This window comes from Trichocoleus sp. FACHB-40, assembly GCF_014695915.1.
In the GTDB taxonomy this organism is placed as follows: domain Bacteria; phylum Cyanobacteriota; class Cyanobacteriia; order Cyanobacteriales; family FACHB-T130; genus Funiculus; species Funiculus sociatus.
Genome location: NZ_JACJPF010000036.1, coordinates 241,685 through 261,582, shown reverse-complemented (window position 1 = coordinate 261,582; position 19,898 = coordinate 241,685). Strand labels below are relative to the sequence as shown.

Here is a 19,898-nt window from a genome sequence, read left to right as displayed (position 1 = left end):
AAATCAGCTATGTACACTGGATGACTAAGTTAACTAAATGTTAACTCAAAGCTCTTAGATAGGAAGAGTCTATTCGACTATGTAAAGTTTTGTATCTAGATTCAACATTTCTGCCTACCAAGGTGGTTTGAGAATTTAACCCAAAACGCATAGGTAAAATAAAATTCTTCAACAGCCACGCACTCTCGTGCGCTCTTAATCCACGCATAAGGGTGGCTCCCCAACTACGCTCAAAAAGCTTCAGGGCATTCTTCAGCTTGAAGAACGCCCTGATTCAAATCGATTCATTTATTCACAGGCTTTGGAAAGCCTCATTGAATTGTTACACCACTATCCAAAACGGACTCTAGCCGATTAATTGCAATAAACCTAGCTCAGCGAAGCATTGCTGCGGTCATAGCTGGCGCGGAAGCTGGGATGAGGCTGTCCCTGAATGTGGTTCCAGTATTCAGATCCTTCAACATCCATACCAACTTCAGCTGCTGTGCGACCTAGCATGGACTGCTGACGATTCTTGATGATGTGATGATGACGCATCATTAGGGCGCGAGCTTGTTCTTGAGTAGACATACCAGGTTTCTCCGTGTTGCTTAAGTGATGTTTGAAGGTCGTTTGTTTTCCTTACTTATTCAATATAACAGAAAATTCTGTATCTAAATTTACAAAACGGCTTTTTAAACAAAAATTCACAAATAATTTTGGGATCGGGTAGCATCCCGATTCAGATTTTGCATAGCCGATACTGGTCGGCAGGCAAAGGCTGTAGAATTTGACGAGCCACCGACAAATCTGAAACTCCTACATCCTCCAAAAGTTTGATTTAATACTTCAGATAGGTAGGCTAAAGACATAACATTGGGAAGAAATCGACTCTGTAGCTCAGTCCAGAAGATATAACTGACTAGGAAATAAAAAAATGCTTACATCGTGTCATATTCTCGTAGAGGGCAACCCTGTCATCATCTATGCCAGCCGGAATGGTAGCCCTAACAAGGTTTTACCCATTCTCAAGCGATTTCTAGATAAGTTTTGGCAAGAACGAGAAACCTGTGGAGAAAACAGCGATACGCCTGAGTGCTTAGCGGCTCAGATTCTGGTGCGTTTCGGCTACGAGATGTGTGAAGACGATTTTTCTAACTTGCGAGTAGGGATGAAGTTTGCTCAGGATGTGGGATATATCTACTGCGTATCTTTGGATCGCAGTGTCAATGTCTGGGTTCCAGAAGCTTCCTATCGTCATAATCCCGCTCTGGGGCTTAAAGCCTGTCGTCCAGACTCGGTGCTGAGCGCTTCCTAGGAAAAGCTTTTATGCGATCGCAACCCTCTTGAAAAGCTAAGCACTGCGATCGCCTCTGGCTTGAAACGAGATATGGCTAGGCTAAAGTAAGTTGTGAGTCTCAAAAAAGGGCAAAAAAAGGCAAAAGAAAGAATCTTTCCGCTTTCTTCTGCCTTTTTCCCTTTTAAGCTACTGCTTCGGCCCACACGCGGGCAAACTGGCTTTCAGTGATCCCTGGCACCGTCTGTACCCTTCCCGTTTCAATGTCGGCGTTTACAAAAGGCTTCTGGTTACTAATAAGAAGTAGTGGAAGTCTGGTTGATATGAGTCAAACTCAAGCTTGAAGCCGCATCACAGACAAGCGCGAAAACGATTACCCTGTATAGATAGGGGTTAAAACTACCACAGTTTCAGCTCTAAGACACAACCAGCCGATCTTAGTTTCAATGTTCTCCACAATTCCAGGTTATGTAATCGTTTTAATTTACACAAATGATACTGTCTTCCCAGAGGGTGTCCAACCCCTCTGACAAAGATCCACTTAGAATATTGCGATCGCATTTTTTTTAAACAAAAATTGGTTAATATAACCAATGCCCTTTCACAGCGCTTTCGGGAGCAGTTATCAAATGAGTAATTGGCAATGGGTAATTGGCAATTAATAATCCTCTCTACCCTGAGTTCCTCTACCACTTAATCCTCATCACTTTGATAAGCAGGATAATTATCTAAACCAAAAAATACAAATAATATGTTTGACGCACTTGCTGAACGCCTAGAATCTGCCTGGAAAACACTACGGGGTCAGGACAAAATTTCCCAATCCAATATCCAAGATGCGCTGCGAGAAGTTCGTCGCGCATTGCTGGAAGGGGATGTCAATCTCCAGGTAGTCAAAAATTTTATCGCCGATGTCGAAGCCAAGGCGCAAGGTGCTGAGGTAATCTCAGGAGTCCGCCCCGACCAGCAGTTCATCAAAATTGTTTACGATGAGCTGGTGCAAGTAATGGGAGAAACCAATGTTCCCATCGCCTCAGCCGATAAGCCTCCCACCATCGTCTTGATGGCTGGCTTGCAGGGAACAGGTAAAACCACAGCTACGGCAAAGCTAGCTTTGTATCTCCGCAAGCAAAATCGCAGTACCTTACTGGTAGCAACAGATATCTATCGTCCCGCAGCCATTGACCAGCTCGTGACGTTGGGCAAACAGATTGACGTGCCAGTGTTTGAACTTGGTACAGACGCGAACCCAGTCGAAATTGCGCGGCAAGGTGTCGCACAAGCTAAGGCAGACGGTGTAGACACGGTAATTATTGACACTGCTGGTCGCCTCCAAATTGACCAAGACATGATGGCTGAATTAGCCAAAATCAAGCAAACCGTCCAGCCGCACGAAACGTTGCTGGTGGTGGATGCCATGACCGGGCAAGAAGCAGCAAATCTCACCCGTACTTTCCACGAACAGATTGGCATTACTGGTGCCATCCTTACCAAGCTAGATGGCGACAGTCGTGGCGGTGCGGCGCTTTCTGTAAGGCAGATTTCTGGACAGCCGATTAAATTTGTCGGCGTGGGTGAAAAGGTCGAAGCCCTGCAACCTTTTTATCCTGACCGGATGGCTTCCCGGATTTTGGGCATGGGAGACGTTATCGGCTTCGTGGAGAAAGCCCAAGAGGAAATCGACCTGGCAGATGCCGAGAAGATGCAGGAGAAAATGCTCTCGGCTAAGTTTGACTTTAGCGACTTCCTCAAGCAGATGCGGCTCTTGAAGAATATGGGATCTCTGGGGGGACTCCTCAAGATGATTCCGGGGATGAACAAGATTTCCGACGAACAGCTCAAGCAGGGAGAAACTCAGCTAAAGCGGACGGAAGCAATGATTAATTCCATGACCAAACAGGAGCGCACCAACCCGGATTTATTAGCCAAGTCTCCCAGTCGCCGTCGCCGGATTGCCCGTGGTGCTGGCTATCTAGAATCAGATGTGAGCAAGCTGGTAACTGATTTCACAAAAATGAGAACAGCCATGCAGCAAATGAGTATGGGCGGCTTCCCCGGTATGCCCGGAATGATGGGCGGCGGCATGGGCGGCATGGGCGGCGGTAATCAGCCTTCTCAACCCGGTTGGCGCGGCTACTCGGCAGGAAACCCAGGCAAGAAAAAGAAAAAGGAGAAGAAGAAGAAAGGCTTCGGCACTCTCTAAAAGTTAAAAATTAGCAGTTTCTCGTTAAGAGTCAGAGACTCTTAACGAGGGAAACAGAGAACGGGCGATGAATTATGAGTTATAATTGTAAGTTCAAAACTCGTTACTCATAAGTGGATCTGGCTAATAGCTTAAAATCCAATAAGGAGCATTCTTCATCAACATGGTCAAACTGAGATTAAAGCGATTCGGCAAAAAGCGGGAAGTTAGCTATCGGATTGTAGCGGTGCATAGCACCTCCCGCCGGGATGGTCGTCCCCTGGAAGAACTGGGCTTCTACAACCCCAGAACCGATGAAGTAAGGTTGGACGAGCCTGCCATAACCAAGCGACTCAAAGAAGGAGCGCAGCCCACAGAAACTGTGCGTCGGATTCTGCAAAAAGCTAATGTCCTTGAACAATCCAGTGCAAGAGCCACCTCATGAGAACGGGTTGGGTAAACCAACTCCAACCATCAAACCAGTAGGAACGTCCCCTCGTGGGGGAGTACAACCGGATTATGCCGCTCTGGTGAATTTTTTGGTGCAGCCCTTTTTAGAGTCGCCAAAGTCGCTGAGCGTAGACTGTGAAATGTCACAAGGCAACACGCGAGCCTGGCTGAGGGTTGCCTTTGAAGGTGAGGATAAGGGACGAGTATTTGGTCGAGGGGGGCGGAATATTCAGGCAATTCGGACAGTAATTGAAGCGGCTGCCCTTGCTGCTGGACAATCTGTACATCTAGATATTTATGGAAGTCCGGCGCGATCGCTTGAAACTCCCCCGGAAAACCGAGAAGGCCCCAAGAAAGATCCACCCCGTCGCCCGTCTGCCCCAATACCTTCTTCCAAATCCCGCACCAATTAAAAGTCAAACGCTCAAGCGATCGCGTTTAGCTTTGATGGGGAGATGAGCAGAACCTACTCATCTGTCAAAAGTAAAAGGGCAAAAGCAAAAAGAATATCCAATGTCTAAAGCTGGGGGATTGAATAACGATACTTCATCGTGGTTTTTTGACCGATATGAAGCAAAAAGTATCAAAACCTACAAGTTCTTTCTTTTGGCTTTTGCCTTTTAGATTACATGATTGCCTTTTTTTTGGGACGCCCAAGCTGGGAGCTGCAAAGCGATAAATCGGGCGTTCTTTCACATAAATATATAAATGATAGAGGCCTTTAAGACAGTACAACTACCGAGTACAAATAGTGCGATCGCCCTCGCGGGAGATCGGGAAGAAAACCTCAAAGCCCTAGCAAAGTCTACAGGTGCAACTATAGTGTTGCGCGGACAAGAACTGATAATTTCTGGAACCCAGCAACAAGTAGACCGTTGCTATGAGTTAGTGCGAAGCCTTAAACCGTTCTGGAAAGACGGAAAGCGGATCACCAAAGTCGATATCCGCACCGCCGCCTACGCCGTGGATACTGGACGCACTGACGAAATGCAAGCCATGCAAGAGGAAGTTCTAGCCCGAAACCGTCGCGGCGAAGAAATCCGCGCCAAAACTTTCCCCCAGTGGCAGTATATCCAAGCAGTACGCACCAACGACCTTACCTTCTGCATCGGGCCAGCAGGCACAGGTAAAACCTACCTAGCAGCAGTTTTAGCAGTTCAGGCGCTGCTTAGCGATCAGTACGAACGGCTCATCCTAACACGTCCAGCAGTAGAAGCAGGCGAAAAATTAGGATTTCTGCCTGGGGATTTACAGCAGAAAATCGATCCATTTCTGCGCCCCCTCTACGATGCCTTATATGAATTCATCGACGCAGAGAAAATTCCTAGTTTGATGGAACGCGGCGTTATCGAAGTCGCACCCCTAGCTTATATGCGCGGTCGTACCCTCAACAATTCTTTTGTGATTGTTGATGAAGCCCAGAACACCACACCAGCGCAGATGAAAATGGTTCTGACTCGGCTTGGTTTCCGTTCCCGGATGGTTGTTACAGGCGACATCACCCAGACAGATTTACCTGGACATCAACAGTCAGGATTAGCTGTTGCTCAGAAAATCCTCCAGTCAGTTGAAGGTATTTCCTTCTGCTATCTCTCCAAAACAGATGTCATTCGCCATCCCTTAGTTGAGAGAATTGTATCAGCTTACGAACAGCACGAAGCAAAGTAATAGTCAATAATTTGTTGCTACTGGCATTCAGCCCAAATTATCCTCAATGATTCGTGAAGGCGAGATCCCCGACTTCTCTAAGAAGTCGGGGATCTGAAGGGCTGGCTCACAACTCAAATAGGATTGCTATACAACTATTTTTAAGTGAACCGTATTGGGTCATAATCCGATTACCAAGGGTTGCCAATCATCGTAAAAGCCGCCCAGTAGTAAGGATGGGTAAACTGTTGATTTGAGAAATTTCCCAGAGTCGGTGGTAGAGGTATTTTCCCATCAGGACTAAGCAATTGGTTTTCCTCTACACGTAACTCCCCTTTTAACATCGCTACCTGCACCTGACGTAGCGCCTCCGCTTTGATTGGGGCTTTTTTTAATTCGTTGTAGAAGCCTGTCATTAATCCCAAAGTACCTTCATCGGACACATACCACAGACTTGCTAGCGCCGACTTCACTCCCGCCTGCACCGCCAACCCTGCAAACCCCAACTCAGCTTCTTCATCCCCAATTGCCGTTCGACACGCACTCAGCACTAACAAATCCACTGGTGGGTTATTCCAGCCCATTTGTCCCAAACTATCCAATCTCAGCTGAGTGTCCCATAGCTGAATGTAAGAATTGCTCAGTGAGCCAGACTTAAATTCTGCATGGGTTGCCAGGTGTACAATCCCAAAAGGGCGTTCACCGCGTTGCGTCTTAAGATTACTTAGAGTAAAACCTTCGTCTAGGAAAGATTTACCACTCCAGCAAGGGCGATCGCTACTTTCTTTGGCTGTACAGGTGATGAACGACAACTCCGCAGGTACAGCAGGTAAAGCAGGTTTGTTCTGAAATTTCGCCGCCCCCATCGCCAGAACTTCCGTATCTTTGATATTTCGGTAACGGGTATCGGTTAAGCTGAGACTGGGCATCAGACCGACGCTGTAGCGTTCTACGAGAAATTTTTGACCATCGTGGAGAGCAGCCAGAGGTACAGAACGCAGCCCCATATCCGTGATGAATACTAGATTCTGAATGCCTCGTGCTTTTAAATCTGCTTCCAAGGGGGCTATTAGCCACTGATAAAGTTGCTGACCCAGAGGAAGGTATTTCTGACGACTGCTTTGTACGTTGCTTACTTCGGTGCTGAAGGCAAGAGCAGTTTTGAGGACTTGCGATCGCATAGCTGAAGGTATTTTCTTACGAATCGGTTCCCCTTTCCCCGTTACCAGAATCAATTCCAGCTGATCTTGGGAATTTTGAATTGTAGAAACGTTGCATCTAACGCTTCTACAATTTTCCTCCTCGGATGCAACGCTTGCAGGCAAAAATACAATATAAATCAGCGCTGGTTTTACGCCTGTTGCTGCTTCAATATTACGAACTGTCTTCTGAGCATCTTCCAGATTTTTGATCGAGGTATCCTCAATACCCATATAATTTTCAAACTGGTTGGTAAAAGCCTTCTCCAAGGCAGAAATACCAGAATTATCTAAAACTGGGCTGAGGTTATCAATGCTGGCGGATAGTGTTGGTAATGGCTGAAGTTGGAAGTCGAGAAAAGTTGTTGCCGTCCTTGCATCTGGTGTAAAAGTAAGGATGTTAATATCGCCCTGAGTGTACGTACCGGAAAAAGATTGCTGCGGCTGTATCGTATCATTTCCACTGGTAATGGCCCCTGCTGTGCCGTTGACGCTAGCATCTCCGACGACAAAGGGAGTATCGACGAATCCCCCAGCGTGTCGGATGGTGATGTCACCATTCCCTGCACCACCAGCAGTGGAAATGCTGGCTTGTGTACCATTTTGATCTGTGAAAGAGTCAGTCGCCCGGAAAAATCGCCCTGTGGTGATATCAACATCGCCCCCCTTGCCTTGGGTGCCACCTTGGGAGTTAATTGAGACAACTTGGATGTCATTTTCCGGATCGAGGGTGACATCGCCACCGTCTCCCACAGTTGCACTAGAGTTTATCGCGCCAGTCTGAATGCGCGAACGTGCAGAAACAGTGACTTTCCCACCACTACTCAATCCTGAAGATGTTAGATTACCGCTTTGTACGGCGTCTCTGGTGCTGGTGAGGGTAATCTTACCGCCATCGCCTGAAGAGGCACTAGAGTCTAGATTGCCAGTAATCACCTGGTTAAGTGCAGAAATGGTGATATCCCCGCCACGGGTTGTCCCTTTTGAAGTGAGATTTTCGGTTTCTACGGCACCGCGATCGCTTGTAAGCGTAATTTTACCGCCAATTCCTGCTGTACTGGAATCGAGAGAGCCTGTAAGAATATCTCCGCTGGCTTGAAAGTCAATTTCTCCGCCATTCGTAGCGCTACTAGAGTTAATAGTGCCTTGCTTAGTGTCAATAGTTGCGCCTGAGAGAGTGATTTTGCCGCCCTGCGTCTGTAGTGTACCGGAAATAGCGATCGCGCCCGGACTCTTCAGCTCAAAATTTCCGCCATCAGTGCTAACAGAACTCAACAAATTCGCATTACTGGCAAAGTTCAGGGTAAAATCTCCGCCACTGGTGCTGATACTGTTTGGTAGCAAAATATTGCTTGGTTTAATATCATTTCCTACCACAGTATCAGCTCCCTGAGCGGTAATATTTCCAGTGAAATTTACCACCCCAGAAGTATCAATTGTCAAGGCACCGCCGCCAAGTCCGGCGATAGAACCAAAATTTAATTCACCAGTGGTAATGTTGTTATTAGCAGAAAGCTTAATTTCGCCGCCAGTACCATTATCAGCATCAGCATCAAAATTTCCGCTGTTGATATTTCCAGTTTGGCTGCTGAGGGTAATATTACCCGCATTGCCAGAAACAAGAGAGTAAGAAGATAGTTTATCTGTAGTAATATCGCCAAATGCTGAAAGCGCGATCGCACCCCCATTTCCACCAGAAGCTGTTTTCAATTCTCCGGTTGTGTTAATTGCTCCCGCCGTGCTATTGACATTGATATTTGCTCCCGTGCCATTAACAGAGAAAGAGTCAATTTTTGCCGTGGTAATGTTGTTATTAGCAGCAATTTCAATTTTCCCCCCACTGCCAGAAACAGAACTAGAATTTAACGCGCCTTGAGTATTAATTGCTCCTTGAGTGCTAATGAGATTAATCTCACCTGCATCGCCAGCACCACTAGCAGCAGAATTTAAGTTTGTTGTAGTAATGTCCCTAGTTGCGGAAAGTTGAATTTTTCCCCCATTTCCTGAAGTAGAAGTTGAATTTAACTCACCTTGAGAATTGATTTGTCCTTGATTACTCGTGAAAATAATATCGCCTGCATTGCCTGAAACAACAGCAGCAGAATTTACAGCACCAGTGGTAATGTCGCTAGTTGCAGAAAGTTCAATTTTTCCCCCATCGCCAGTCAGACTGCTGGAATCTAAAGTAACTGCGGTAGTATCAATTCTGTTCCCGCCAAGAGTAATATTACCGCCATCAGTATCTAGATTTTTTAAAATATTCAGTTCTTGCGAACTCTTGATAAAGATATCCCCGCCAGAGGTAGCTAAAGTCTCTGTAGATAGATTTAAGTTAACTTCTTTAGGCGCAGCAATATCGCCAATAGAGATATCTGCACCATTGTTATTTATAGCACCGTTAATGTTAACGATACCAGCAGTATTGATATTCAAAGGGTTATCTACACCACTAGACAAATTGGAACCAAAGGTAATAGCGTCTGTAGTGATGTCACCTGTGTTGGAAAAAAGCGCGATCGCGCCTCCATTCCCCCCAGTACCAGTAGCCTTAACATAAGCTTGTACAAGATTGGTGGTTATGTTGCCATTAGTAGCATTCAGCCTAATGTTGCCAGCATTTCCCGCATTTCCAGAAGCCGTTTCAGCATTGGTTTGCAAAGCATCTTTTATATTAATATCCCCATTGGTAGTTGTAAGAATTGCATCACCACCATTCCCAGCATTGCCAGTAGCAGCAACGCGAGAACCACTTTGCAGCAAACCATTTACGGTAATACCATTAGCAGCATTGAGAATGACAGCAGCACCATTTCCAGCATTGCCCGAACCAGAAGAAATACTAGAGTAGGATCTAAGATTAGTGGTAGTAATGCTGCCATTATTTGCTGTTAGTTGGATTTTTCCAGCATTACCAGCGGTTCCCGAATTAACTTCTGCTCTGGAGAACATATCTCCTGTAATAATATTGCCATTACTGGTTGTAAAAGTAATGTCTCCTGCTGTACCCCCTCCTTGAGTGCTGGAGTTCGTAAAGTTAGCATTAATGCCGTTAGCAGCAGTTAGAGCGATCGCGCCTGCATTACCACTAACAGAGTCAGATAATAATTGCAGAGAATCAATACTTCCCTGCGTACTTGTCACCTTAATTTCACCGCCAGTACCAGCCGTAGAAGCTGAGTTTAGTTGAGCAATAGTAATATTATTTTTTGCAGATACATCAATCTTGCCAGCTAACCCTGTGGAAGTGCTGGATACCAGCGAACCACCACTACTCATCAAAATTCGTCCATTGCTACTGTTAACAGTAATATCTCCGCCATTAACAGGTGCATTCGCCAGAATTTGGTTTGTATTTATATCAATATCACCAGCAGCTTGTAGAGTAATATCACCTCCGTTACCAGTTGCTAAATTACCAGATGCTTGAATAAAACCTCCGAGTTGAATGCCACCTCCGCTAGTAATGCGAACTTCCCCACTTGTCGCACCGGACAGTGAACGGGAATCAATGGTATTTGTAAGAATGTTGCCAGCAGCTTGAATAGTAACTACACCGCCATTCGCGCTGAGCGACGAAGAGGAAGAATTTATAACACCAGTAGTAACAGTACCCTTTGTAGAATTGATGGTAATCTCTCCGCCAGCACCATTGTTACTGCTTGACTGAAGAATAGCTGAACTGGTATCAATAGAGCCGTTGACACTGTTAAGGCGAATAACTCCGCCTCCTATAGCTGAAGAAGTGAAAATATTTTGAGTGACAATTATATCTTGTCCGGCACTCAAATCTATAGAACCTCCTGCTGTGCTAATACCTCTGTTGATGCGAATATCTCTACCTGCTTGAAAAGTGATTGCCTCACCTAATGTTTGATTAGTAAACACTATCGGTGAAGTAAAAGGTTGCACGATAATATCGCGTTGCGCTTGCAGGAAAATATTACCAGTTAGAGCAGTTAGGGCTGTATCATCAATTTGGAAATCAGCAACACCACCATCAATAAAAACAATTTGGCTGTCCGCTACTTCGGCATTCTTATCAGGGTTTGAGTCATCAGGCTCAATAATAATATCTCTGGGATCGAGGAGTATTGTCCCATCTTTGCCCTTAATTGCAGAGACATTCACCCCACCGTTAAAATCTAGAAACTCTTTACCAGAGACTTCAACAAAGCCACCGTCACCAAAGTTAGCACCGCCACGAGCGCTGATATTGCCATAAAATCTAGTAACGTTATCAGACCATACAATGACGCGCCCACCATTACCATTGTTGTCAGCGTTGGCATTAATCAGCGAGTCGGGACTGACGTAAGTTGCAGAGGCATTCGGTACTGTACCTTTACCCTGATAATCGCCGCCAATTAGCACATTTCCGCCGCCATTAGTTCCAGAGGCGTTGATATTGGCACCAATTAACCCCACCTTGTCGCCCAAAACTTGTATTGTGCCACCAGTGGCACCAGATACATTTAGAGTGCCAGATGCGATCGCTACCCCCCCTGCTTCTGGCACTTGAACGCCAGAACCCGTCAGCCGCACTTCTCCATTACTATTAACCGTCAATCCCGTAGCATTCTCCAAACCAGAACCCGTCAGCAACTGGGGTAAAGATAAGGGATTAGGATTCCCCGCCCCTGGCCCCCCGTCCCCAGTCCCCACCTCCAAACTCAGGAGATGTCCAGCTTGAGAGAGGCGCACCATATTTTCACCAGGCACCCCGGCTACGGTGATATTACCTCCCGGTGCCGACAACTGCCCGGTATTAACTACAGTGCCGCCTAATAAAGTTAAATTCTGTCCTGAATTAACACCCAATTGACCTGCATTGACAATTGCTCCCGGCTGTGCGACCGAAAAAGCAAAGGTGCTGGGTGTCCCGACTAAAGCAGCGTAGTTATTCGCCCCGACAGCCTTAAACCAATTGTCACCAAAACCAATACCAGTGGCGGTGATAGCGGTAAAAGATGCAGGCACGTTTAGCTGGGCATTGGCACCAAAAACTATGCCTGCTGGGTTCATCAAGAATAAGTTGGAGTTGCCGCCAGTAACTTGAATAAGACCATTAATAATCGAAGGGTTGCCGCCGTTGACACGCCCCAAGATATTTTGAATAGATGGATTAGAGAGAAAATTGGCAATTTGGTTCTCACTCAGACCGAATTGGCTGAAACTGTGGAAAAGGTTCGCCCCATCCTGGGAGAGAGTGCCGCCAGTAATGTCGAAGCGAACCGAAGGTTGTCCTTTTAGGACATCGCCATTGGGTATACTAACCGTGCCTGTGCCGTCTGTAGCTGGGATAATAGACTGTGCCTGTGCTGATATTGGTAACAGCATTCCTAGTAGTAGGGCGGGTATTGCCCACCGAATGCGATCGCCTTCAGCATTCTTCTGATTCCCAGTCAAAAACTGGAAATGGGACAAGAGAGGCTTTGGCTCCTTTTGTTGAGAATGATGCAAAATGTTAGTATTGCTTTTTGTCTTGGTGTGTGCATCAACCATATAGATAAGATTTTCCCTAAATGATTTTGTATGCTTAAACACGAGGACAAATTTTATTTGTCTGTAATGACTGTTTTGCCTGGAGTTACAAGGAATCCGCAGATAGGCTAACACTCTGTCTTTAACAGATTCTTAAGAAAACTTAAGAGTGTTCTCTACCTTCTTATACGTGAGACAATGACTGCCACCCTGAAAGAATTTTTAGAAGCTTGCAATACTCTCTTGACGTTGCGTTTAATCGTGACTAGCAGCGCTGCTGTTTTGGAAGTACGGGGAACAATCCAAAACCTTTTCTATGCAGAGTTGCCTAAAGGCAGGTATGCCAATATGCACGCAGATTTATTCGAGTTTCACCTGAATATGGATGCCATCAAGCGGGTGAAATTTGAAACAGGTGAAGCAAAAAGAGGGAACTTTACTACCTACGCGATTCGCTTTTTAGATGAGAAAGAGGAAACAGCATTGAGTGCGTTTCTACAGTGGGGCAAACCGGGAGAATACGAACCGGGGCAAGTAGAAGCATGGGAGGCACTAAGAGAAAAATACGGAGAAATTTGGGAACCAGCACCACTTGAGGCTGTTTAAAAGTTAGCTAATGGCTAATTGTTTGTTGCCATTCGCCATTAGCTAACGATAAATTTAACCTGACAATTAAATCTGCTCTACCGTGATATTACGAGTCTTTTGGAGTTGCTTCCTGGTTCTGGTGTTGCTGTTGTGGGGTGGTGAGGCACACGCGGGAGTCTTAGCTGAACGTTTGGCACATCCCCATTGGGAAGGTAAGCCACCTGTCGCTGCTGCTGAGGGCGATTTAGTTTATCCTGACTGGATGGTAGGCACCTGGAAGGTCAGGAGTACGTTAGTAGATTTAGTGGCACCCTTAGCACCAGAGATTCTAACACCAGGTTTTGAAAGTAATCGTCGCTATCTTAACCATCCTGTAAGTTTCTATGTGCGATTTAACCCAATTATTCACACCAGTGAAGGATTGTCAAGATTTTTTTTAAATCCAAAATCACGCGATGTTTTGGGGAGATTGATTCTTCCCAAAAATAACTTGAAAATTCCTCAAGTGGTGGCAGATCGGGCATTCAATGGGTTGAATATTGGTAGGGCATATTTAGGCGATCGCGCTATTCTATCAGTCAAAGTTGATCCCCGTTCTCCCAATCGTCAGATTACCTCGTTGAGAGGCGATCGCCAGCTTGTCTCAATTGTCACTGGTCGCGGCACCGAGACACCAGCGCCCGATAAATTCATTGCCACAGAACTTCAAGAGCAAATCTTTCGCGGCATACCCAGCCCTTATTTCAACACGGTAGAAACGACAACAGCTTATCATCGGCTTGGGTCATCTATTGAAGCCGATCAGGTGACAGCTGTTTATCTTTCACCTCAAGATCCAGATTATTTTAAAGCTCTTGAGCGACCAGTAGCACTTTACCGCTATCGCCTGGAATTGGAAAAGTCTCCCTGACGGTTGTATAGCGGTTCTCGTTTGTTGGCGGTAGGGGCGTGGCATTGCCCATCGGTGTCAATTTAAGCCCCGGCGAATGAATTCGCGGCTACAAAAACCAAGTCCGCCTGCGCGGACTAACGGATCAAGATTCTTATAACCCGCGCAGGCGGGTTTTGTTTGTATAGCTGCGGTTTCAACCGCCAAGCTAACGTTAAGTTGACACCAATGGGCAATGCCATGCCCCCACAAAATAGTGAGAACCGCTAAACTGCCCTAACAAAATAAAAAACCGTGGGAGTTGAGGTTCCACGGTTCTGAAGGAGTCTTATCTTAAAGTCATCATATAGGCACCAATTTCTAGAACAGTGCTGGTAACATTTTTTGAAACCAACTCGAATTACGTGCAGTTAATTGCTCCCAATCCACTCCTGGCCAATCTCCATCACATCTGCTCTACATACCGCTTCAACTCCCGCGCCATCCGCTTGATCCCCTGCTGCTCATCTTGCCGAATGAAGGGCAAAAACACCCTCGTCAGCACCCCTGAGAAATTGTCCCGGTGAACGTATTTAGTCCGCCCAACACCAATCTCTTGCAACTCGAAAATATACTCATTCTGAAAACCGGGAATAGAAGAAACCCAAGCCAAGCACGTCCCAGACTGTACTAAAGTAACCGTAGGCTGAAACTCTGTCTCCTCCTCACCTGGATACCGCCGCAAAGAGAGGAAAACTTCTTGCCCCTGCTTAAATGGCGCATTAGGGTCTAAGTCAAATAAGAAAGTGTTCCATTTATGCCACTGCTGTTTTTGGAATAAAACTTGCCAAACTTTAGCTTTTGGAGCATTGATTTCAATTTCGGCATAGAAACTCGCCATGTCGTAGCAGCTGATCAGGTGGTGTAAGCGGGTACAATTGCAAATTTGTAGCTCCTTTAGGCTAGGAGCGAGTAAATTTTGGATGATTAGGGAATGGTGAAGAGGAAGACTCTTAACCATTCCAAATTCCTGAATCTAAAATCCCACATTCTCAATCCAAACTCTAAAATCTCAAATCTAAAATTCTTAACTCAATGGTAGAACTAACACCCAACTCTAGTTTCAGTTTAACGATTCGCCTCCAGATTCCCAACCGCGCTGGGATGTTAGCAAGTGTAACAGGAGCGATCGCATCTGTCGGGGGTAACTTAGACCAGATTACTTTGGTTGAGCGCACTCGTCAGACGGTGACTCGCGAAATCACTGTCGATGCTGCCAGTACAGAACACGCTGAAAAGATTGTACAAGCGATTAAGGAGCTGTCAGATATCAAACTGATCGATGTCTACGATCGCACCTTCAATTTACATCGCAGCGGCAAAATCACAATTGAAAGCAAAATTCCGCTAAAAAGTCAAGGTGATTTAGCGATGGCTTATACTCCCGGTGTGGGACGTATTTGTATGGCGATCGCGCGAGACCCGGAACAAGTCCACACCTTAACTATTAAGCAAAACACTGTTGCCATTGTCACCGATGGTAGCGCTGTCCTGGGATTGGGTAACTTAGGTGCCGCCGCCTCCTTACCAGTGATGGAAGGTAAAGCGATGCTGTTTAAAGAATTTGCCGGAATTGATGCCTTTCCTATCTGCCTGAATACCCAAGATACAGATCAAATTGTGGAAACTGTCAAGAACATCGCCCCAGTTTTTGGTGGGATCAACTTAGAAGATATTGCCGCGCCGCGATGTTTCGAGATTGAAGCGCGGCTGCGGCAAGAATTAGATATTCCTGTGTTTCACGACGATCAACACGGGACAGCAATTGTCAGCTTGGCAGCTTTGATCAACGCCCTGAAATTGGTAAAAAAATCCTTTGAGGATGTGCGTATTGTAATTAATGGTGCGGGTGCTGCTGGGGTAGCGATCGCACGTCTTTTACAAAAAGCTGGTGCCAAGTCAATCTGGATGTGCGACTCCAAAGGCATTATCTCCACCAACCGCCCCGACTTGACACCAGAAAAGCGAGAATTTGCCATAGAATCTAGCGGTAACTTGGCAGATGCCATGAAACAAGCAGATATCTTCTTAGGTGTCAGCGCTCCCGGTGTTGTGTCGCCGGAAATGGTACGCTCAATGGCAAAAGATCCGATTGTCATGGCGATGGCTAATCCGATCCCGGAAATTCAGCCGGAATTAATCGCCGACGATGTAGCTGTCATGGCAACGGGACGCAGCGACTACCCGAATCAAATCAACAACGTTTTAGCCTTTCCAGGTGTCTTCCGGGGTGCTTTAGATTGTCGCGCCTCTACAATTACCACCACTATGTATTTAGAAGCCGCCAATGCGATCGCTTCCCTAGTCAAACCCTCCGACCTCGACCGGGAACACATCATCCCCTCCGTGTTTGACAAGCGGGTAGCCAGTGCTGTTGCTGGTGCGGTACAAGCCGCCGCCCGATCTGAAGGGATCGCCCGCCGATAAAGGGAAAAGGGGAGCAGGAGAGTCAGCAGATAACTCCTCTCCTCAGCATTCTTCAGCCCTCAGCCGTTTGTGGTTCAATCCACAGATAGACCTTATGCAATGCAGAGATTGGAACAATAAGAGGAAATAGTGCTTTTTCGCCAAAAAAATAATGACCTTTAGTTTCTTTGACATTTTCTGGGTTATTTTAGCTGTATCCTCCTTCCTACCTGTATTGCAAAAACGCCAAGTTGCATCTCGACGAGTTCAATCCTTAAGAGAATTTGAGCGATCGCGTCGCAGCCGCGTGATTTTGCTGATTCACCGTCAAGAATCTATTAGTTTCTTAGGAATTCCTATATCTAGCTACATCAGCATCGAAGATTCAGAACAGGTACTACGGGCAATTCGCCTCACCCCGCCCGAAGTTCCCATCGACCTAATTTTGCATACCCCAGGCGGCTTAGTGCTGGCAACCGAACAGATTGCCAGAGCCTTAATTCGTCACCCAGCGAAAGTCACCGTCTTTGTACCCCACTACGCTATGAGCGGCGGCACTATGTTAGCCTTAGCATCCGATGAAATCATCATGGATGCCAACGCCGTCTTAGGGCCAGTCGATCCCCAACTGGGAAATATGGCAGCTGCTAGTATTCTCAAGGTCATTGAACAGAAGCCGATTAGCGAAGTTGACGACCAAACGATCATCATGGCAGACCTATCACGCAAAGCCATCGATCAGGTGCAACGGTTTGTCCGCACCCTCCTCAAAGACGCTATTCCCCAACCAAAGATCGCTCCAGAAAACATCGAAAAAATTGTGGAAGCCCTCACCACTGGCCGCGTCACCCATGACTATCCCATTACAGTAGAGGAAGCCACGGAACTCGGTCTGCCAATTACGGTGGGGCTGCCAATGTCAATCTATAACTTGATGGAGTTGTACCCACAGCCCCAGGGCGGCCGTCCAAGCGTACAGTATATTCCCATGCCCTACGAAGGTGCGCCTGCTTTACCTGTCCCTAAAGGAAGACCCCTGCCTGAAGATCCTCGGTCATAAAAATTTATCTTGCTGATGGCGAGGGACTGGGGCTAGGACTTGGCGCTGGCGAAGGAGTAGCCCCTGGTGTCGGTGAGGGACTAGGACTTGGTGCTGGTGAAGGAGTGGTATCCCTTGGTATTGGCGTAGCTCTTGGCAGAGGTGTTGGGGTTGGTGTTGGTGATGGCGTGGCTGCTGGCGTTGGTGATGGCGTAGCTCTTGGGGTTGGCGTTGGTGATGGTGATGGTGTTGGTGATGGTGATGGTGATGGCGTTGGCGTGGCTCTTGGCGTTGGTGCTTGGTCAACAGTTCCTAAGATTCTTTTTGCTTCCAAGTCGAGTCTCTGACGGACTGGTAACGTAGCGATCCCAGTTACAGGCAAATTAAACTGTCTCTGAAATTGCCTGATAGCTTCTTCGGTTCGCGGGCCATAAAACTGCGTCCGGGGCAAAAGGGGGTTTGGCTTAACGACTAGGTTCAAGTTCGCCTGGAGAATTCTGACTAAATCAGCAGCCAAATTCTGCGTTCTCTCCCCAGCTAGGCCATCAACTGGTGTGATTTTGTATCCCTGCTGAAATTCGCGGATAGCCCTGGTACTGGCTTCATCCGTAAGGCTATCTCCCAGAGTGACGTTATACCCGAAGCCGCGCAATACTGAGCGCATCTCAAGTGGCGTATAGTCGCGGCTTCTGTCGGCTAAAGCGAATTCGTAACTAACTAAGCTGGCTGTTATGCCGAGGGCAACGGCAGCCAAAGGCATTCCAAATCTACCCCACATACTTCAAACTCCTCACTCACTGAATTAAATGCGATCGCGAATTAAATAGTTACAGTTTAAGCCCAATTGGGAATCCTGACGCTAACCTTTGGTGAGTTGACAAATCTTTGGGCATTATTTGGTCTAAATTCTAGGAATGGTAATTGCGATCGCAATTAGCTCCCCGCTGTCGCGCCTATCCAATTTTCCGGGTCTATTTCGCTCCTCTTCAGCCTAAATCGTCAATCATGGATGAAGGATAAAGTGTGATAAGTCTATCAGTCGCAAGCGTCGCAACCCCACCTTCAACCTCCTTTATCCTTCATTCCTACCATGACCCCTCAAAAAATAGCAAATAGGCCCAAATCCCGCCGTCATCTGTGGTATGAACGTGTGATGGCACTTTTAGCCCTGGCTAACTTGGGCTTGGTCGCGTTTGATTTGAGCTATGTCCCCTTACGCGATTTCTACCTGCGCGAGTTCCGCAGCCTCACCCAAGTCTATGACCCAATCAAAGCTATTGAACCCCATCGAGAAACGCAGCGGTATCTGGAAACGGTAGAAAATCTCAAAGTGGAACTGCAAAAACCTACAGGGTTGCAGTCGCCAAGGGTCGAAACCTTGTTACAGGAACTACGCGATCGCAGCGTGGAAATGATTGAGACTAATCCATTTCAGGAAGCAAACAAAACAGGAACTCTCGAAAAAATCAAAAACCGGATGCGGCGGCGAATTGGTAACGACTCCGCCAAACAATCTTTCATAACTTTCTGGAGTTTACCCTACTTATCACAAGACTGGGAAAAAGAAATTGCGTTTTATAACCAAGAAATTCAGCCTTTAATCGCAACTAATTATTTTCGGCAAATAGGAGAAACAGGTTATTTTGCTGACCATTTTTGGCTAATTGATATTTGGTTTATCATCCCGTTTGCCATTGAGTTTTTGGCTCGTACCTACTACATTCACCGTACTCGCATCGGTTTAACTTGGATAGAAGCGATGCTGTGGCGGTGGTATGACATTTTTATGCTATTACCTTTTTGGCGGTTACTGCGTGTCATTACAGTTGCACTTCGCCTACACCAAGCCAAATTGTTAAACCTGGAACCAGTAAGGCTGCAAGTTAACCGAGGGCTGGCGGCAAACTTTGCAGAAGAACTAGCAGAAGTTATCGTTATCCGGGTAATTAACCAGGTGCAAAGTTCCATTCGCCGGGGAGAACTTAGACGGTTGATTGCCAACAAAGAAGCTCGTCCATACATTGACATCAATAATGTTAATGAAGTGGAAGCGATCGCTACTTTATTAATGAAAATAACCGTTTATCAAGTCCTCCCGAAAATCCAGCCGGATTTAGAAGCAATTTTAAAACATAATATAGACAAAATTCTCCGGTCTTCCCCAGCTTATCGAGGACTCCAGCAGGTGCCAGGATTGGGTACGATCCCCGCGCAAATAACTGAGAACCTGGTTAGAGAAATCTCCCAAGCAGCCTACCAAACCCTCACCTCCTCCCTGGAAGACGACCCGGTTGGCGCAGAACTCTCCAAACAGTTGATGGAACACTTCACCCAAGCCTTGGGATCGGAAGTGCAAAGACAGCAGACAATACAGAAAATTCAATCTTTACTTATCGATATGTTAGAAGAAATCAAACTCAACTACGTTCAGAACTTGTCCGAGGGAGATTTGGAGCAAGTATTAGAAGAAAAAAGAGCCATCAGCCAAATTGTCAAGCGTTGATTAGGGAGTGGGGATTCGGGGATTCACAGACGAGACACCTGTGGTGCGGACTAGGGAACAAGGGAACAGAAGAATTCTTTTTGTTGCCTTTTACATGATTGCCCTTTTCCTGACTCGCCACCAGAGTACAGCTTGCGTTAAAATCAACGTAGGGACGAATTCAACCGGATTCGTTGCAAGACTTCTTGGAATATAGTGT

Annotated in this window: 14 protein-coding genes; 10 read left to right on the top strand and 4 right to left on the bottom strand. The window is 46.5% G+C overall.

All coding sequences use genetic code 11. The features are described 5' to 3' along the window. Positions 1-369 precede the first annotated feature (369 nt). Positions 370-570 (bottom strand): hypothetical protein, encoded by a 201-nt coding sequence (locus H6F63_RS05770; protein WP_190419205.1) that lies wholly within the window; start codon positions 568-570, stop codon positions 370-372. 346 nt (positions 571-916) lie between these two features. Here H6F63_RS05770 and H6F63_RS05765 point away from each other — a divergent pair, with 346 nt between their 5' ends. From H6F63_RS05765 to H6F63_RS05745, 5 genes are all read left to right on the top strand, one after another. Beyond that, positions 917-1,297 carry a histidine kinase gene (locus tag H6F63_RS05765; protein WP_190435334.1) on the top strand — a complete coding sequence of 127 codons (381 nt, stop codon included), beginning with the start codon at positions 917-919 and terminating at the stop codon, positions 1,295-1,297. A gap of 730 nt (positions 1,298-2,027) precedes the next feature. After that, entirely contained in the window at positions 2,028-3,479 is a 1,452-nt protein-coding gene (ffh, locus tag H6F63_RS05760) for a signal recognition particle protein (RefSeq protein WP_190419209.1), read from the top strand. Between the two features lie 163 nt (positions 3,480-3,642). Beyond that, positions 3,643-3,903: a 30S ribosomal protein S16 gene (gene rpsP / locus H6F63_RS05755; protein WP_190419211.1), complete on the top strand. Its 261-nt coding sequence runs from the start codon at positions 3,643-3,645 to the stop codon at positions 3,901-3,903. After that, positions 3,866-4,321, top strand: coding sequence for a KH domain-containing protein (locus tag H6F63_RS05750; protein ID WP_190451749.1), 456 nt, complete (start codon positions 3,866-3,868; stop codon positions 4,319-4,321). The genes rpsP and H6F63_RS05750 overlap by 38 nt, the downstream gene beginning before the upstream one ends. Before the next feature lie 295 nt (positions 4,322-4,616). Further along, positions 4,617-5,576: a PhoH family protein gene (locus H6F63_RS05745; RefSeq protein WP_190451751.1), complete on the top strand. Its 960-nt coding sequence runs from the start codon at positions 4,617-4,619 to the stop codon at positions 5,574-5,576. Between the two features lie 170 nt (positions 5,577-5,746). Here the strand turns inward: H6F63_RS05745 and H6F63_RS05740 are convergent, their stop codons facing one another. Beyond that, on the bottom strand, positions 5,747-12,256 hold the full coding sequence (locus H6F63_RS05740; RefSeq protein WP_190635593.1) for a CHAT domain-containing protein: 6,510 nt from the start codon (positions 12,254-12,256) through the stop codon (positions 5,747-5,749). A 177-nt stretch (positions 12,257-12,433) separates the two neighbouring features. Between H6F63_RS05740 and H6F63_RS05735 the strand changes: the two genes are divergently transcribed. Both H6F63_RS05735 and H6F63_RS05730 read left to right on the top strand, forming a co-directional pair. Then, positions 12,434-12,841, top strand: coding sequence for a ChuX/HutX family heme-like substrate-binding protein (locus H6F63_RS05735; protein ID WP_190635591.1), 408 nt, complete (start codon positions 12,434-12,436; stop codon positions 12,839-12,841). A 121-nt stretch (positions 12,842-12,962) separates the two neighbouring features. Next, positions 12,963-13,733 (top strand): DUF6816 family protein, encoded by a 771-nt coding sequence (locus H6F63_RS05730; protein WP_347276773.1) that lies wholly within the window; start codon positions 12,963-12,965, stop codon positions 13,731-13,733. A gap of 424 nt (positions 13,734-14,157) precedes the next feature. On the opposite strand, the gene H6F63_RS05725 is transcribed toward H6F63_RS05730, so the two are convergent. Continuing rightward, positions 14,158-14,712 (bottom strand): SRPBCC domain-containing protein, encoded by a 555-nt coding sequence (locus H6F63_RS05725; RefSeq protein WP_242019529.1) that lies wholly within the window; start codon positions 14,710-14,712, stop codon positions 14,158-14,160. 74 nt (positions 14,713-14,786) lie between these two features. On the opposite strand from H6F63_RS05725, the gene H6F63_RS05720 reads away from it, so the two are divergent. Continuing rightward, on the top strand, positions 14,787-16,178 hold the full coding sequence (locus tag H6F63_RS05720; protein ID WP_190426400.1) for an NAD-dependent malic enzyme: 1,392 nt from the start codon (positions 14,787-14,789) through the stop codon (positions 16,176-16,178). 151 nt (positions 16,179-16,329) lie between these two features. Beyond that, positions 16,330-17,217, top strand: coding sequence for a hypothetical protein (locus H6F63_RS05715; RefSeq protein ID WP_190451760.1), 888 nt, complete (start codon positions 16,330-16,332; stop codon positions 17,215-17,217). 4 nt (positions 17,218-17,221) lie between these two features. On the opposite strand, the gene H6F63_RS05710 is transcribed toward H6F63_RS05715, so the two are convergent. Further along, on the bottom strand, positions 17,222-17,974 hold the full coding sequence (locus tag H6F63_RS05710; RefSeq protein ID WP_190635589.1) for a peptidoglycan-binding domain-containing protein: 753 nt from the start codon (positions 17,972-17,974) through the stop codon (positions 17,222-17,224). Positions 17,975-18,286: 312 nt separating this feature from the next. On the opposite strand from H6F63_RS05710, the gene H6F63_RS05705 reads away from it, so the two are divergent. Beyond that, positions 18,287-19,699, top strand: a complete 1,413-nt coding sequence (locus H6F63_RS05705; RefSeq protein WP_199297717.1) for a hypothetical protein — start codon at positions 18,287-18,289, stop codon at positions 19,697-19,699. Positions 19,700-19,898: the final 199 nt, after the last annotated feature.

Excerpts from the sequence above, each read along its gene's own strand:
- H6F63_RS05770 (WP_190419205.1), bottom strand. The coding sequence starts at position 570 with ATGTCTACTCAAGAACAAGCTCGCGCCCTAATGATGCGTCATCATCAC.
- H6F63_RS05765 (WP_190435334.1), top strand. The coding sequence starts at position 917 with ATGCTTACATCGTGTCATATTCTCGTAGAGGGCAACCCTGTCATCATC.
- ffh (WP_190419209.1), top strand. The coding sequence starts at position 2,028 with ATGTTTGACGCACTTGCTGAACGCCTAGAATCTGCCTGGAAAACACTA.
- rpsP (WP_190419211.1), top strand. The coding sequence starts at position 3,643 with ATGGTCAAACTGAGATTAAAGCGATTCGGCAAAAAGCGGGAAGTTAGC.
- H6F63_RS05750 (WP_190451749.1), top strand. The coding sequence starts at position 3,866 with ATGTCCTTGAACAATCCAGTGCAAGAGCCACCTCATGAGAACGGGTTG.
- H6F63_RS05745 (WP_190451751.1), top strand. The coding sequence starts at position 4,617 with ATGATAGAGGCCTTTAAGACAGTACAACTACCGAGTACAAATAGTGCG.
- H6F63_RS05740 (WP_190635593.1), bottom strand. The coding sequence starts at position 12,256 with ATGGTTGATGCACACACCAAGACAAAAAGCAATACTAACATTTTGCAT.
- H6F63_RS05735 (WP_190635591.1), top strand. The coding sequence starts at position 12,434 with ATGACTGCCACCCTGAAAGAATTTTTAGAAGCTTGCAATACTCTCTTG.
- H6F63_RS05725 (WP_242019529.1), bottom strand. The coding sequence starts at position 14,712 with ATGGTTAAGAGTCTTCCTCTTCACCATTCCCTAATCATCCAAAATTTA.
- H6F63_RS05720 (WP_190426400.1), top strand. The coding sequence starts at position 14,787 with ATGGTAGAACTAACACCCAACTCTAGTTTCAGTTTAACGATTCGCCTC.
- H6F63_RS05715 (WP_190451760.1), top strand. The coding sequence starts at position 16,330 with ATGACCTTTAGTTTCTTTGACATTTTCTGGGTTATTTTAGCTGTATCC.
- H6F63_RS05710 (WP_190635589.1), bottom strand. The coding sequence starts at position 17,974 with ATGTGGGGTAGATTTGGAATGCCTTTGGCTGCCGTTGCCCTCGGCATA.
- H6F63_RS05705 (WP_199297717.1), top strand. The coding sequence starts at position 18,287 with ATGACCCCTCAAAAAATAGCAAATAGGCCCAAATCCCGCCGTCATCTG.